Source organism: Streptomyces sp. NPDC057280 (genome assembly GCF_042668605.1).
In the GTDB taxonomy this organism is placed as follows: domain Bacteria; phylum Actinomycetota; class Actinomycetes; order Streptomycetales; family Streptomycetaceae; genus Streptomyces.
The window spans coordinates 88,532-102,480 of sequence record NZ_JBHUYR010000002.1 but is presented as its reverse complement, the minus strand read 5'-3'; the positions used below and the strand labels follow the sequence as shown (position 1 = coordinate 102,480).

Below are 13,949 nucleotides of genomic sequence, written 5' to 3'. Positions count from 1 at the left end.
GCGCTCGTCGTCCGCACGCCAATGGGGCGGCCGACCCTCACCGGGTGGCCGCCCCATTGGCGTTACTCGCGCCTCGTACGTCGTCCCGGACGTACGGTCAGGCTCACTTGCCCTTGGCGGCTTCCTTGAGCTTGGAGCCCGCCGAAACCTTCACGCTGTAGCCGGCCGGGATCTGGATCGGGTCGCCGGTCTGCGGGTTGCGCGCGGTGCGAGCGGCACGGTGGGTGCGCTCGAAGGTCAGGAAGCCGGGGATGGTGACCTTCTCGTCGCCCTTGGCGACGATCTCGCCGACGGTCTCGGCGAAAGCGGCCAGAACGGCGTCGGCGTCCTTGCGGGTCACCTCGGCGCGGTCGGCCAGCGCGGCCACCAGCTCACTGCGGTTCATGTTCTTACTCCCGTGTTCTTCTTGCCGTTGAGGCGTGCCACGCGGCGGAGCCGCATGTTGGGCGCTGTCGTTTGCCGATGCGCCGCGCCCAGAGACGCATCCTGCCCCTACCTGCGGCGGGAAAGCCAATCCGGCACCCGTAGGAGTCGTGAGAACACCCTAGGGAGTCACACGAAAGGCCTGAGCGTGCCCGCCAACCTAACGGGCGGCCGTCGGCCAGGGGTTCCGCGACGCGCCGATGCAGGGGCCGTGGTGGTGATGCTCACAAGCCCGCACAACCACCCACAGCCCTTGCACAGTACGACACGGCTACGACAACGGCCCCCGGCGCCCGGCGCCACGAGACCGCGGCGCCGACGTCACGACACCGCGGCGCCCGGCGTCACGCGGTGGCGCCCGCCGCCTTCGCCGCCTCGCGCACCGCACCGGCGACCGCGCCCGCGACCTTGTCGTTGAAGACGGACGGGATGATGTAGTTCGGGTTCAGCTCGTCCGCGCTCACCACGTCCGACAGGGCCGTCGCGGCGGCCAGCATCATGTCCGTGTTGACCGTGCGGGACTGGGCGTCCAGCAGACCGCGGAACACACCCGGGAAGACCAGCACGTTGTTGATCTGGTTCGGGAAGTCGGAGCGGCCGGTGGCGACAACCGCCGCCGTCTGGCGGGCGATTGCCGGGTCGACCTCGGGGTCGGGGTTCGCGAGCGCGAACACGATCGCGCCCTCGGCCATCGCGGCCACGTCGTCGCCGTCCAGGACGTTGGGCGCGGAGACGCCGATGAAGACGTCGGCGCCGCGCACCGCTTCCTTCAGCGTGCCGGTCAGGCCCTCGGGGTTGGTGTTGTCGGCGATCCAGCGCAGCGGCGAGTCCGCGGCGGCGTCGACGAGGTCCTCGCGGCCGGAGTGCACGACGCCGTGGATGTCGGCGACGACGGCGTTCTTCACGCCCGCGGCGAGCAGCAGCTTGAGAATGGCCGTACCGGCCGCGCCGGCACCGGACATGACGACGCGGATGTTCTCAATTGCCTTGCCGGTGACGCGAAGTGCGTTCTTCAGGGCGGCCAGGACGACGATCGCGGTGCCGTGCTGGTCGTCGTGGAAGACGGGGATGTCGAGGGCCTCGCGCAGCCGCGCCTCGATCTCGAAGCAACGGGGGGCGGAGATGTCCTCCAGGTTGATGCCGGCGAACCCGGGGGCGATCGCCTTGACGATCTCCACGATCGCGTCGGTGTCCTGGGTGTCGAGGCAGATCGGCCAGGCGTCGATGCCGGCGAACCGCTTGAAGAGGGCCGCCTTGCCCTCCATGACCGGCAGCGCGGCCTTGGGGCCGATGTTGCCCAGGCCCAGCACGGCCGAGCCGTCCGTCACGACCGCAACGGAGTTGCGCTTGATGGTGAGGCGGCGGGCGTCCTCGGGGTTCTCGGCGATCGCCATGCAGACGCGGGCCACCCCGGGGGTGTAGATCATCGAGAGGTCGTCACGGTTGCGGATGGGGTGCTTGGACGCCATCTCGATCTTGCCGCCGAGGTGCATCAGGAACGTACGGTCGGAGACCTTGCCGAGCGTGACGCCCTCGATGCCGCGCAGCTGCTCGACGATCTCGTCGGCGTGTGCCGTGGAGGTGGCCGCGATGGTGACGTCGATCCGGAGCTTCTCGTGGCCGGAGGCGGTCACGTCGAGGCCGGTCACCGAGCCTCCGTGGGACTCGACGGCCCCGGTGAGCTGGGAGACCGCGGTTCCGCTCGCGGGCACCTCCAGCCGGACCGTCATCGAGTAGGAGACGCTGGGCGCCGTTGCCATGGCCGACTTCCTCTGCTTTCACCTGTGATGCTGTATGACGCGGTATGCCGTCCGATCGTCGCACCTACTGATGAGTAGGCGTTAGCCGCGCTGGATTGCGAACGTTTTGTTCACAGCAAAAGAGGCCCACGTCACGTTTTCCGCGACGTGGACCTCTTCTTCCGCTCAGTGACACCGACCCGCCATGCTCGCCTCGCGGCAAGTGGTCCCTCTAAGGGACGAAGGTTGGGCCCGGGGGCTTGGATCGGGCCGGTGCCACACCCAGGCTAACAAACGGATCCCGTAAGGCCATTCCCGTCTCGAGTGTTCTTCGAGAACCCGGCCGTTGCCTAGGGCCTGTCCGGCGGATCATGCCGCAGACGCGGGGTCTGGCACGCCGGCCTGCGGCGTTGTCGTCGGTTGCCGACGCTCCGCGTCGCCGCCCTCCTCCGCCTTGCATTCCGACGCACCAGACCCCGCTCACCAGCCTCAAGCAGGTGCCGCCGATTTCCTGCGGCCTGATCCGCCGGACAGGCCCTAATCCCGCAGCAGGTCAGGCACCCCGGTCCCGTCCGGCTGGTCCCGGTCGCCCGACACGATCGTCAGCTGCTGGGTCGCCCGGGTGAGGGCGACGTACAGCACCCGCAGGCCGGCCGGCGACTCGTCCGCGATCTCGGCCGGGGAGACGACGACCGTGGCGTCGTACTCCAGGCCCTTGGCCTCCAGGCTGCCGAGGGCCACCACCCGGTCGCCGAGCCCGGCGAGCCAGCGGGCGGCCTCCTCGCGGCGCTGCATGGCGACGACGACGCCGACGGTGCCGTCGACGAGGTCGAGGAGACGGGCGGCCTCGGCGCGGACGGTGGCCGCGAGCGAGTCCCGTACGACGGTGAAGCGCGGCTCGACGCCGGTGGAGCGGACCGCCGAGGGGGACGTGGACCCCGGCATGGCCAGGGCCAGCACCTTCGCGGCCAGCTCGGCGATCTCGGCCGGGTTGCGGTAGTTCACCGTGAGCTGGAAACGGCGGCGGGGACGGGTGCCGAGGGCCTCGTCGCGGGCCTCGGCGGCCTCGTCGGGGTCGGACCAGGAGGACTGGGCCGGGTCGCCGACGACCGTCCAGGTGGCGTGCCGGCCGCGGCGGCCGACCATGCGCCACTGCATCGGCGTGAGGTCCTGGGCCTCGTCGACGATGACATGGGCGTACTCGGTGCGCTCCTGGGCGAGGCGCTCGGCGCGCTCGCGCTGCGACTCCTCGCGCACCGGCATCAGCTCCTCCAGGCCGGTGAGCTGGTCGAGGGGGTCCAGTTCGCGCTTCTTCTTCGGGCGCGCCGGGGTGCCGAGGATGGCCTGGAGCTCGTCGAGCATGGCGATGTCGTGCACGGACCACCCGTCCCGCTTCAGCGAGCGGGCGACCCGGCGGACCTCGCCGGGGTTGAGGATGCGGCGGGCCCAGCGGCCGAGCCGGCGCTCGTCGGCCATGGCGGCCATGACGTCCTTCGGGGTGAGCTCGGGCCACCAGGCGTTCAGGAAGTCGAGGAAGGCGTCCTCGGAGCTGACGTCCTCGTCGAAGGAGGAGCGCAGTTCGGCGGCGAGCTCGGGGTCGGTGTGCCGGCCCGCCGCGCCGGACTGCGCCCACAGGGCGTCGAGGAGGAGCTTGCGGGCGCGGGGGCGCAGCAGGTTCACCGGCGCGGTGCCGCCGAGGGCGCTCTGCCGGATGCGGTCCAGCTCGGCCGACTCCAGCTCCAGTCGGCGTCCGAAGGCGACGACGCGGAGGCGGGTGGGGGTGCCCGCGGGGCGGGCGGTGGTGTCCTCGTCGTCCTCGCCGAGGGCGAGCTGTCCGCCGGCGGGCCTGGTCTCCAGGGCGCCGCGGGCCGCCTTCCGCAGGACCTTGAGCATGCGGTACGAGCCCTTGGCGCGGGCGGTGGACGGGCTGTCGTACAGCGTGGCCTCGGCACCGTCGACGAGCGAGCCGATGGCGCGGATCGCGACCTGGCCCTCCTCGCCGAGGGAGGGCAGGACGCCCTCGGTGTAGGCGACCAGCAGCGGGGTCGGCGAGACGATCAGGATGCCGCCCGAGTAGCGGCGCCGGTCCTGGTAGAGGAGGTAGGCGGCGCGGTGCAGGGCGACGGCCGTCTTGCCGGTGCCGGGGCCGCCCTCGACGTAGGTCACGGAGGCGGCGGGGGCGCGGATGACCAGGTCCTGCTCGGCCTGGATGGAGGCGACGATGTCCCGCATGGTGTGGCTGCGGGCCTGGCCGAGCGCGGCCATCAGGGCGCCGTCGCCGATGACGGGCAGTTCGTGGCCGTCGAGGAAGGCCCTGAGCTCGGGGCGCATCAGGTCGTCCTCGACGCCGAGGACGCGGCGGCCCTTGGAGCGGATGACCCGGCGGCGCACGACCCGGCCCGGGTCCACCGGGGTGGACCGGTAGAACGGGGCGGCGGCCGGGGCCCGCCAGTCGATGACGAGCGGGGCGTACTCGGAGTCGAGGACCCCGATGCGCCCGATGTGCAGGGTCTCGGCGATGTCGGCGGTGTTGTCCTCGCGCACGGCGCCTTCGGCGGGCTCCACGGCGGTGTAGGCGCCGTCGGGTCCCTTCTTGCCGTCCTTGCCGAGGAGGAGGTCGATACGGCCGAAGAGGAAGTCCTCGAACTCGTTGTTGAGGCGGTTGAGGTGGACGCCGGCCCGGAAGACCTGGGCGTCCCGCTCGGCGAGCGCGCCGGGCGTGCCGACCTGGCCTCGCTTGGCCGCGTCGTTCATGAGGAACTCGGCCTCGTGGATCTTCTCCTCGAGACGCCGGTAGACCCGGTCGAGATGGTCCTGTTCGACGCTGATCTCCCGGTCACGAACGGAGTCGTGATCCGGACCGACCGCGGTTTCCTGCTGAGCCTGAGCGGCCACCGGGCCCCCTTCTGACGTGCTGGGCAGCCGTCAACCCTAAGTGAAGGGGGCCGGTGGAAGCTACGCGTCGGCCGTCACGCGTTCTACGCGTCGACCTGGACGAGCTTCTTGCCGTCGAAGGTCATGACCTCGAAGTGGTCGATCTGGTTCGGGTCGAAGGCCGCGCCGCCGTGGACGTAGAGGGGCTGCTTGGCCGCTTCCGTCTTGGCGTTCGGGATGCCGTAGCCCCAGTTCGGGACGGACCAGGAGGTGACCGTCTCGCGTTCGCCGTTCTTGCCGACGGCGATCAGGGAGCACTTCTCGGGACCCGTCACGTTCTTCAGCTGGAGGACGGCGTGGGTGCCCCAGTCCTTCTTCTCCACCGCGACGGTCGCGGTGACGTCGGTGCTGGGGTCGGTCGCGGTGACCTTGTCCTTGATGACGTCGAAGGCTTCCTTGGCGGGGCTGACCGTGGTGTGTGCCGAAACGTTCCCACCCGAGTCGTCGCCCGTCGCCCCCACGGCGACCAGCGGACCGCCGATGATCAGCGCGGCAGCGGCGGCGACCATGTAGAAGCTTCGGCGGCGCTTCTGGGCGCGGCGTTCGGCGACCTCGTCGACCAGCTTGTTCACCAGCCGCGGGCTGGGCTTGGCGGACAGCGACTCACCGATCGCGGGCGACCCGGTCCCGGGCAGGTCCGCGAGCGCGGCCAGCATCGGTTCCATCCCGGCGAGCTCGTCGAGCTGCTGGGCGCACCACTCGCATCCGGCGAGGTGCATCTCGAAAGCGGTTGCCTCGGCGTCGTCGAGGATCCCGAGGGCGTAGGCGCCGACGGTCTCATGCTCACTCGGCACCGGAGATCCCTGCATAGCACCAGACATACCCGAACCACCTGTGCCGAATCCCTGGTTTCCCCCGTAAACACTCATCACGCCGTCACCCCCCGCTCCTCCAGTGCCAGCTTCATCGACCGCAGGGCATAGAAGACCCGCGAGCGGACGGTGCCGCTGGGGATTCCGAGCGTCTCGGCCGCCTCATTGACGGTACGCCCCTTGAAGTACGTCTCGACGAGCACCTCCCGGTGGGCGGGGGTCAGGTCGTCGAGCGCGTCCGACAGCGTCATCAACCACAGCGCCTTGTCGATCTCGTCCTCCGCGGGGATGACCTCCAGCGGCGACGGATCGACCTCCTGCGGCCGGGCCTGCCGGCTTCGGTGGCCGTCGATGACGATGCGCCGGGCAACCGTCACCAGCCAGGGGCGTACAGATCCGGTCGCTCGATTGAGCTGACCGGCGTTCTTCCAGGCACGGATCAGCGTCTCCTGCACGACGTCCTCGGCTCTTTGCCGGTCTCCGGCGACCAGCCTGAGCACATACGCGAGCAGGGGTCCCGCGTGCTCTCTGTACAGAGCACGCATGAGCTCCTCATCAGGTTCCGAGGGCTGGGACATGCGATGTCGGGCCCTCGATCCACGTTCATTGGCCACGACGGAATCCTTGCGCACGCCCACCTCCGATGTCCGGGGGTTCCCCCAGCCGGTCGCTCAACACGGGGTACGGACGCGGGCTGTTGTGTGTTCAAAGTGACGTGACAGTTTTCTTCCGGGTGACGTGACGAGGGGGGACATGCACGCACATTCCCACCGTGCGATCTTTACATTTCCACCACATCGGCAAGATCGGCTCGGCTGCCCGTGACGCGGCGGGAGTAAACGACGTGTAATCGAAATCACTTCGACGTCCGCTCCGCAGAAGCCGCATAACGGACGCCCGGCTTCCGCCGCGGTCCCCTCAAGCGCGGGCGAGGGCCGCTCGACGGCGGTGCCGGGCCACCCTTTCGCGGTTCCCGCAGACCTCACTGGAGCACCAGCGCCTCCTGCGTCCCCGTGACGTGTCGAGGTAGACGATCGGGCAGTTGTCACCGGCGCACTGCCTCAGACCCGCTCGCGCGAGCGGATCGGTGAGCAGTTCCACGGCGTCCCGGGCGATCGCCCCGAGCAGCGCGGCCAGTTCGGGCGGGCCGTCCAATTGCCGTACGAGAGTGCCGTCTTCGGCCGGTACGGCACGGGGGGCCGGGGGCGCGGCCCGGGCGAGTTCGTTGACGCGGGCGAGCGCGATGTCCGCGCCGGTGGATCCGGTACGCACCAACTGTCCGAGTCGGCCCCTCAGTTCACGGAAGCCCACCAGCCAGGAGACGCCGGCGTGTGTCAGCGGGGTGCCTGCCGGGACCAGTCCGGAGGCGACGATCCAGGCGCAGAGCACCTCGACCGAGTCGAGCCGTTCGACGGGGTGGGTGGTCGCGAGGAGATCGAGGCAGATCCGTCCGGCGTCGAACCGCAGCTCGTACGGGGCCGCGGCCGTATCAAGTGCCATGTGCCAGTCACCGCCTAGGGGTGCCGTGCCGTGGGAGAACGGTTCCGGGAGAAACGGTTCCCTCTCACAGTGCCCTCCCGCCCGCGCCGCCGGAAGTCCTCGTACCGGCGGGCGTGGACGCAGGCGTATGGGGCTGGGCGCCTCGGCCATGTCGGCGGCGGTTGCGGGCCCGTTGACTGGAGGACATGACGAAGCGGAGCGGTACGACGGGCGGGGTGCTGGGGGCGGCCACGGTCGCCATGGGGCTGATCGCGGGGACGTTCTACGTGTTCGCGTGCGCGGTGATGCCGGGCCTGGCCCGCAGCGACGACCGGATCTACGTCGAGGTGATGCGGAACATCAACGACGTCATCCAGAACCCGGTGTTCATGCTGAGCTTCCTCGGGGCACTGCTGCTGACCGGGGTCGCGGCGTGGCAGAGCCGCGGGGAACGGCACCGCCGATGGGTCTGGACGGCCCTCACCGCGTACGCCCTCGCCTTCCTGGTGACCGTCGCCTTCAACATCCCCCTCAACAACGCCCTGGCCACCACCACCGACCCGGCCACCGCCCGCGCCGACTTCGAGAACGCGTGGGTGGCGTGGAACGTGGCACGGGCGGTGCTGTCGACGGCCGCGGTGGCGTGTCTGGCGAGGGCGCTGCTGCTGCGGGGGCGGTCGGACGCGGCGGCGTAGTCGGCATCGGCGGCGGGGTCCGGGGCCGGCCAGTCACCCCGCCGGCCGGCGTTGGCCGGTGGGCCCGCCTCGCCCTACGCGTCCGCGTACTTCGCGTCGGCCGCTGGGTCCAGGGCGAGGCGGTAGCCGCGTTTCACCACCGTCTGGATGAGCTTCGGGGCGCCGAGGGCTGTGCGGAGGCGGGCCATGGCTGTTTCCACCGCGTGTTCGTCGCGGCCGGCGCCCGGCAGGGCGCGGAGGAGCTCCGCTCGGGCGACCACCCAGCCCGGCCTGCGCGACAGTGCGCGCAGCAGGGACATCCCGGCCGGCGGTACGGGACGCAGGGCGCCGTCGACGAGGACCGCGTGGCCGCGGATCTCGACGCGGTGGCCGGCGATGGGCAGGGTGCGGGCCCGGGCCGGGAGTTCCTGGCAGAGGAGCTGGACGAGCGGGCCGAGGCGGAAGCGCTCGGGCTGGACGGTGTCGACCCCGCGGGCCTGGAGCGGGAGGGCCGTGACCGGGCCGACGCAGGCCGGGAGGACGTCGTGGTTGAGGGCGGCGAGCAACTCCGGGAGCAGGCCTCGCTCCTCGGCGCGGCTCAGGAGGGACGCGGCGGCGGGAGCGCTGGTGAAGGTCAGGGCGTCCAGGCCCCGGGAGACGGTGGCGTCCAGGAGGCGGTCCACCGGGCCGATGTCCTCCGGCGGCATCCACCGGTAGACCGGCACACCGAGCACGTCCGCTCCCCCGGCCCGGAGCGCCTCCACGAAACCGGGCAGTGGTTCACCGTGCAGCTGGACGGCGATACGGCGGTCTTCGACGCCCTCCTCCAGCAGCCGGTCCAGCACCTCGGCCATGGACTCGGACGACGGCGACCAGTCCTCGGTCAGCCCGGCGGCCCGGATCGCGCCCTTCACCTTGGGGCCGCGCGCCAGCACCTCGACGCCACGCAGCCGCTGGAGCAGGTCCTCGCCCATCCCCCAGCCGTCGGCGGCCTCGATCCAGCCCCGGAACCCGATCGCGGTCGTGGCGACGACGACATCCGGTACGTCGTCGATGACCTGCTTGGTCGCGGCCAGCAGCTCGCTGTCATCGGCGAGCTGCACGATCCGCAGGGCCGGTGCGTGCAGGACGGCGGCTCCCCGTCGCTGCAGCAGTGCGCCCAGCTCGTCGGCCCGGCGCGCGGCTGTCACCCCGACGGTGAAGCCGGCCAGGGGGCCGTGTTGTTCTGGTCGCTGCTCTTCGTCGTACATAACTCTCGTCCCGCAGTCGAGTCGTTAGCACCTACACCGGGTGTGACGGCACCTGCATGCCGACCGAGCCTGTCAACGGCGCGTGACAGGCTCGGTTCGGCTTCATTGCGCTGGTGTTACGTCACACCTCGGCGTAGCTGAGCTGGGGCTTCGTCTCAGCGGCAGCCGTCGCCTCCGTCCTGGCGGCGGTGCGGCGAAGGTATACGGCCCACGTCACCGTGAAGCAGAGGGCGTAGTAGACCAGGAAGGTCACGAAGGCGCCGGTGCCGGAGCCGTTCGACAGGAACGACTGGCGGAAGGCGAGGTTGATGCCCACGCCGCCGAGCGCGCCGACCGCGCCGATGAGCCCCATGGAGGCGCCGGAGAGCCGGCGGCCGTAGGCGACGGCCTCGTCGCCCTGGAGCCCCTTGGCGAGGGCCTTGGTGTGGAAGATGCCGGGGATCATCTTGAACGTCGAGCCGTTGCCGACCCCGCTGAGGACGAACAGCACCACGAAGGCGGTGGTGAACAGCGGCAGCGACTTCTGCATGCTGGCGAAGACCAGGACGGCGGTGGCGGCGCCCATGCCGACGTAGTTGTAGAGGGTGATCTTCGCGCCGCCGTACTTGTCGGCGAGCCAGCCGCCGAGCGGACGGATGAGCGAGCCGAGCAGCGGGCCGATGAAGGTGACGTACGCGGCCTGGAGCGGCGTACGGCCGAACTGGACCTGGAGCACCTGGCCGAAGGCGAAGGAGAAGCCGATGAAGGAGCCGAAGGTGCCGATGTAGAGGAAGGACATGATCCAGGTGTGGCCGTCCTTCGCCGAGTCGACGGCGGCACCGGTGTCGTTCTTGACGCTCGCGAGGTTGTCCATCTTCAGCGCGGACAGCGCGGCGGCGACGACGATCAGCGGGATGTAGATCCCGAGCAGCACGCGCGGCCCGCCGGAGGCCCCGATGACCGCGAGGGCGATGAGCTGGATGACCGGCACGCCGATGTTGCCGCCGCCCGCGTTGAGCCCGAGCGCCCACCCCTTCTTACGAAGGGGGAAGAAGGCGTTGATGTTGGTCATGGAGGAGGCGAAGTTGCCACCGCCGATACCGGCCAGCAGGCCGACGAGCAGGAAGGTGCTGAAGGAGGTGCCCGGCTCCATCACCACGAAGGCCGCGACGGTCGGGACGAGGAGGAGGCTGGCCGAGATGATGGTCCAGTTCCGGCCGCCGAAGATCGCGACGGCGAAGGTGTAGGGAACCCGGACGACGGCGCCGACGAGCGTCACCATCGAGGTCAGCAGGAACTTGTCGGCCGGGGTCAGGCCGTACTCCGGGCCCATGAAGAGCACCAGCACGGACCACATGGTCCAGATCGAGAATCCGATGTGCTCGGAGAGCACGGAGAAGAGGAGATTGCGGCGGGCGACCTTCTCTCCCGTCTCGTTCCAGAAGGTCTCGTCCTCCGGATCCCACTGCTGGATCCAGCGGCCGCCCCTGCTCGGGGGTGCGGGGGCTGTGCTAGGGGCTGTCATGACGCCTCCACGGTGCTTCGGGGCTCGGGGCTCTCTGAGCGGCTGGTTCCCGAAGGTAGGGAGGGCGCGTTTCCTCGCTGTGGCACAGGGTGACCGGAAGGGAACTTTGCTCTCACCCGGCGGGCGGGCGGGATGAGAGGTACTTGCGGCCGTTTGTTACGAACAGCTCCCAGCGGCGCGGGCCGCCCCTGAGATCACCCCTGCGGCGCCTGCCAGTTGGGGTTCTGCTGGGGGTAGGGCTGCTGCGGCGGGTACGGCTGCTGCGGCGGGTACGGCTGCTGCTGCGGGTAGGGCTGCTGCTGCGGGTAGGGCTGCTGCGGGGCGTACGGGCCGGGGGCGGCCGGAGGCTGCTGGGGGTAGCCGTAGGGCTGGGCCTGGGGCTGCGGCTGGCCGTAACCGGGCTGGGGCGGGTACGGCTGCTGGGGCGGGTACGGCTGCTGCGGTTGCCCGCCATACCCGGGCTGGGGCTGCTGCCCGTACCCCGGCTGCGGCTGGTTGCCGTAGGGACCGGCGGCGAAGGGGTTCGGCTGCCCCGGCATCTGGGTGCCCGGCGGCAGGTATCGCACCCGGCCGCTCTCGTCGGTCACCGGCATGAACCCGGCGGCCTGGAGCCGGCCGGCGAACTTGACGTTGCGCTTGCCGTTCACGACGAAGCCGATGCCGATCACCGCCAGGAGCACGACCCAGATGACGGCCGCGGCGACGAAGTCCTCGGAGCGGCCGCCGAAGCGGTACCCGAGAACCAGGCACGCGACGCTGGCACCGGCGACGGCGTAGCCCAGGCGCTTCTTGGCCTGCCCGGTGAGGTCGAAGTTGATCCGGGCCTTGAGGAGTTCGAAGGCGTCGGGGACGAGAGGCGGCACGGAGACCCCGTCACCGGCGTTCAGATACTGCGCCCAGTTCTGCGCGGCGCGGCTGCGGGCCTGCGGGCTGGGGTCGGGGACGAGCAGCATGACGAGGGCGTTGTTCCGGCCGCCGCCCTGCCGGACGTCGGCGTACTCGTAGCCGAACTGCTGGGCGATGAAGGCGAGTCGGGCGAGCTTCTTCACGGAGGCCATGGGGCTGGTGAGCTCGACGGCCTCCCCGCTCGCCATCAGCCGCAGCATCTTCTGCACTTGCCGCTTGCTCATCGCCGCCCCACTCCCCACCGGCCCCTTCGGGCCACCCCGTTCACTTCCGCAACCGGGGCAGTCTCGCATGCCGTATGCCACGGGGACACCTCGGTCCCTTGCGGTTTACAGGATCTTGGCGCGCGCACCCACGCCGGTAATCTCCGGGTCACGTGTGATCGGTGGGGGGACTGTGCGAAGAAGAGCGATGGCGGTGCTGGGGTGCCTCCTGCTGACGGCATGCTCGGGGGGGGGTGGCGGCGGGGACGAACGCTCCGGGCAGGAGATCCTCGACGAGGCGAACAAGACGATGGCCGGGCTGACGTCCGTGACCGTCGAGGGGACGACCACCAATCCCGAGGGCAAGGGATTCACGGCCCGGATCACAACCGACCTCCATAACAAGTGCACGACGAAGACCACCTGGAACTGGAACGGCGCCGCCCTCGAACAGATCCGCATCGGCGAGACGGACTACGTCCGCCCGAACCGCGCGTACATCAAGTGGTGGTCGGACAAGTCGATGGACGGGGACCAGGACCGCTGGATCAAGACCCCGGCGAGCAAGGCCGAACCGGGCGACGGACTGGCAGCCTGCCCCCGTGACTTCTCCTCCTTCGGCACGGCGAAGCGGGGCGAGCCGACGAAGGTCGACGGCGCACCGGCCGTCTCGGTGATCGTGACCGACAAGTCGGTGCGGACCGGCAAGTACACCTTCTACGTGGCCGCCGAGGGCAAGCCGTACCTCCTGAAGGTCGTCTACAAGGGGTCGGACTTCCACACGACCACCACCTACAGCGCCTTCGACGAGCCCCTGGACGTGCAGCCGCCGGCGAAGGTGCTGGACACCAGTGCCTGGAGCCACTGAGCGCGGCCTGGCTATCCTCTAGCGGACCCGCAGAGGAATGGGAGAGTCCATGTCCGCCGAGTCGAGGGCCGAGGGGCCGGACGCGACGCAGTCCGGTGCGCGGCGCTCTGTTGCCGGAAATGTCGCCTTCGGGGTCGGGGTCGTCGTCGTGCTCGCGGCGATGGCGCTCGGTGTGTACGCGGCCGTGGCGTTGCTCGGGGACGCCGTCGATCGTGCGCCGCTGTCCGATCTCGTGCCGGAGGACGGACGGATCGCCCTCGTCATCGGCGGGATCGCCGTCGGGGGCGTCACCGGACTGATGGTGCCGGTGATCGTCTTCGGGATGTTCAAGGGGGGCGAGGCGCGGGTCGGTCTCGGGGCCGTCCTGCGGAAGATCCTCGCCGTGCTCGTCTTCGATGTGTATCTGCTGGTCGTCGCCCTGGTCGTGGCCCAGCTGGGGTGGGTGCTGCCCAAGCAGCTCGTCAACGTCCTCGGCGTCTTCGCCGTCGGCTTCAGCTGGATGCCGCTCGCGATGCTGCCGTGGGAGAAGCTCGGGCTCGGGGAGCCTCCGATCGGGCGGCGGTCACGTCAGGCGGAGTGACACCGCCAGTTCGTCGGCCATCTTGGCCAGCGCCTCGCCGAGGCCCGGGGAGCTCCACAAGAGGCGGCACTCCAAGGCTGACCCCGAGAAACGGGTGGGCAGGACGTAGTGGGCGACGCCCTCCACGATTTCGCCGGACGCAGACTCCGGGGCCGTGGGCTCCATGCGCTGGACGCGGAGCGCCGGGCCCAGGGGGAGGTCCACCTCCTCCAGCAGTTGGGTGCCGAAGAACGGGCCCTCTGCCTCCCCCACCTCCGCACGCAGGGACGCGATCGTCGCCGCCTCGGGCGGAACGCGGATCTCCCGGACCGTGTAGCTCGCCAGCACCGGGGTGTCCGGCGGGGCGAGCAGGGACGCGCACAGGGCGTGCCGGCGGTGGGCCGCTCCCCAGTACCAGAGGACGTCCGTGGCGAAGGCGTCGTACAGCTCGCGCGGCGAATCCTCGACCAGGTGTTCCTCAGCCACCTGCCGTGCCCAGGTCTCGGGGTCCTCGGTGCGCAGGTCCAGGACCAGCCAGTTGTGCGGGGCGGGAAGGTCCACTCGGCATTCGCGCCAGTCGGCCGTGTCGGTCGTCATG

The 13,949-nt window shown here is 70.5% G+C and carries 13 protein-coding genes; 3 read left to right on the top strand and 10 right to left on the bottom strand.

From position 1 onward, the window contains the following. Positions 1–103 precede the first annotated feature (103 nt). The 6 genes from ACFUO4_RS11045 to ACFUO4_RS11020 form a co-directional block, all read right to left on the bottom strand. The gene (locus ACFUO4_RS11045) at positions 104–385 is read right to left on the bottom strand and encodes an HU family DNA-binding protein (protein ID WP_007382399.1); all 282 of its coding nucleotides are present in this window, start codon (positions 383–385) and stop codon (positions 104–106) included. 382 nt (positions 386–767) lie between these two features. Next, positions 768–2,183 (bottom strand): NAD-dependent malic enzyme, encoded by a 1,416-nt coding sequence (locus ACFUO4_RS11040; RefSeq protein ID WP_079309823.1) that lies wholly within the window; start codon positions 2,181–2,183, stop codon positions 768–770. 516 nt (positions 2,184–2,699) lie between these two features. Beyond that, the gene (locus tag ACFUO4_RS11035; protein WP_383482599.1) at positions 2,700–5,057 is read right to left on the bottom strand and encodes a HelD family protein; all 2,358 of its coding nucleotides are present in this window, start codon (positions 5,055–5,057) and stop codon (positions 2,700–2,702) included. An 83-nt stretch (positions 5,058–5,140) separates the two neighbouring features. Further along, on the bottom strand, positions 5,141–5,965 hold the full coding sequence (locus tag ACFUO4_RS11030; RefSeq protein ID WP_079309821.1) for a zf-HC2 domain-containing protein: 825 nt from the start codon (positions 5,963–5,965) through the stop codon (positions 5,141–5,143). Next, positions 5,965–6,486, bottom strand: coding sequence for a sigma-70 family RNA polymerase sigma factor (locus tag ACFUO4_RS11025; protein ID WP_010039908.1), 522 nt, complete (start codon positions 6,484–6,486; stop codon positions 5,965–5,967). The genes ACFUO4_RS11030 and ACFUO4_RS11025 overlap by 1 nt, the downstream gene beginning before the upstream one ends. Positions 6,487–6,826: 340 nt before the next feature. Further along, complete coding sequence (locus ACFUO4_RS11020) at positions 6,827–7,408, bottom strand: CGNR zinc finger domain-containing protein (protein WP_383482596.1); 582 nt, start codon at positions 7,406–7,408, stop codon at positions 6,827–6,829. 185 nt (positions 7,409–7,593) lie between these two features. Between ACFUO4_RS11020 and ACFUO4_RS11015 the strand changes: the two genes are divergently transcribed. Continuing rightward, positions 7,594–8,082, top strand: coding sequence for a DUF1772 domain-containing protein (locus ACFUO4_RS11015; RefSeq protein ID WP_383482593.1), 489 nt, complete (start codon positions 7,594–7,596; stop codon positions 8,080–8,082). A 74-nt stretch (positions 8,083–8,156) separates the two neighbouring features. Here the strand turns inward: ACFUO4_RS11015 and ACFUO4_RS11010 are convergent, their stop codons facing one another. The 3 genes from ACFUO4_RS11010 to ACFUO4_RS11000 form a co-directional block, all read right to left on the bottom strand. Further along, a complete protein-coding gene (locus tag ACFUO4_RS11010) occupies positions 8,157–9,311 on the bottom strand; it encodes a uroporphyrinogen-III synthase (protein WP_383482590.1) in 1,155 nt (384 codons plus the stop codon). Positions 9,312–9,432: 121 nt separating this feature from the next. Continuing rightward, positions 9,433–10,815, bottom strand: coding sequence for a nitrate/nitrite transporter (locus tag ACFUO4_RS11005; protein WP_383482588.1), 1,383 nt, complete (start codon positions 10,813–10,815; stop codon positions 9,433–9,435). Between the two features lie 194 nt (positions 10,816–11,009). Then, complete coding sequence (locus ACFUO4_RS11000; protein WP_383482585.1) at positions 11,010–11,945, bottom strand: hypothetical protein; 936 nt, start codon at positions 11,943–11,945, stop codon at positions 11,010–11,012. A 187-nt stretch (positions 11,946–12,132) separates the two neighbouring features. On the opposite strand from ACFUO4_RS11000, the gene ACFUO4_RS10995 reads away from it, so the two are divergent. Both ACFUO4_RS10995 and ACFUO4_RS10990 read left to right on the top strand, forming a co-directional pair. Continuing rightward, on the top strand, positions 12,133–12,792 hold the full coding sequence (locus tag ACFUO4_RS10995; RefSeq protein WP_383482582.1) for a hypothetical protein: 660 nt from the start codon (positions 12,133–12,135) through the stop codon (positions 12,790–12,792). Between the two features lie 49 nt (positions 12,793–12,841). Beyond that, entirely contained in the window at positions 12,842–13,372 is a 531-nt protein-coding gene (locus tag ACFUO4_RS10990; RefSeq protein WP_079309974.1) for a hypothetical protein, read from the top strand. Here ACFUO4_RS10990 and ACFUO4_RS10985 read toward each other — a convergent pair. Then, on the bottom strand, positions 13,355–13,948 hold the full coding sequence (locus tag ACFUO4_RS10985; protein WP_383482579.1) for a hypothetical protein: 594 nt from the start codon (positions 13,946–13,948) through the stop codon (positions 13,355–13,357). The genes ACFUO4_RS10990 and ACFUO4_RS10985 overlap by 18 nt on opposite strands. Position 13,949: the final 1 nt, after the last annotated feature.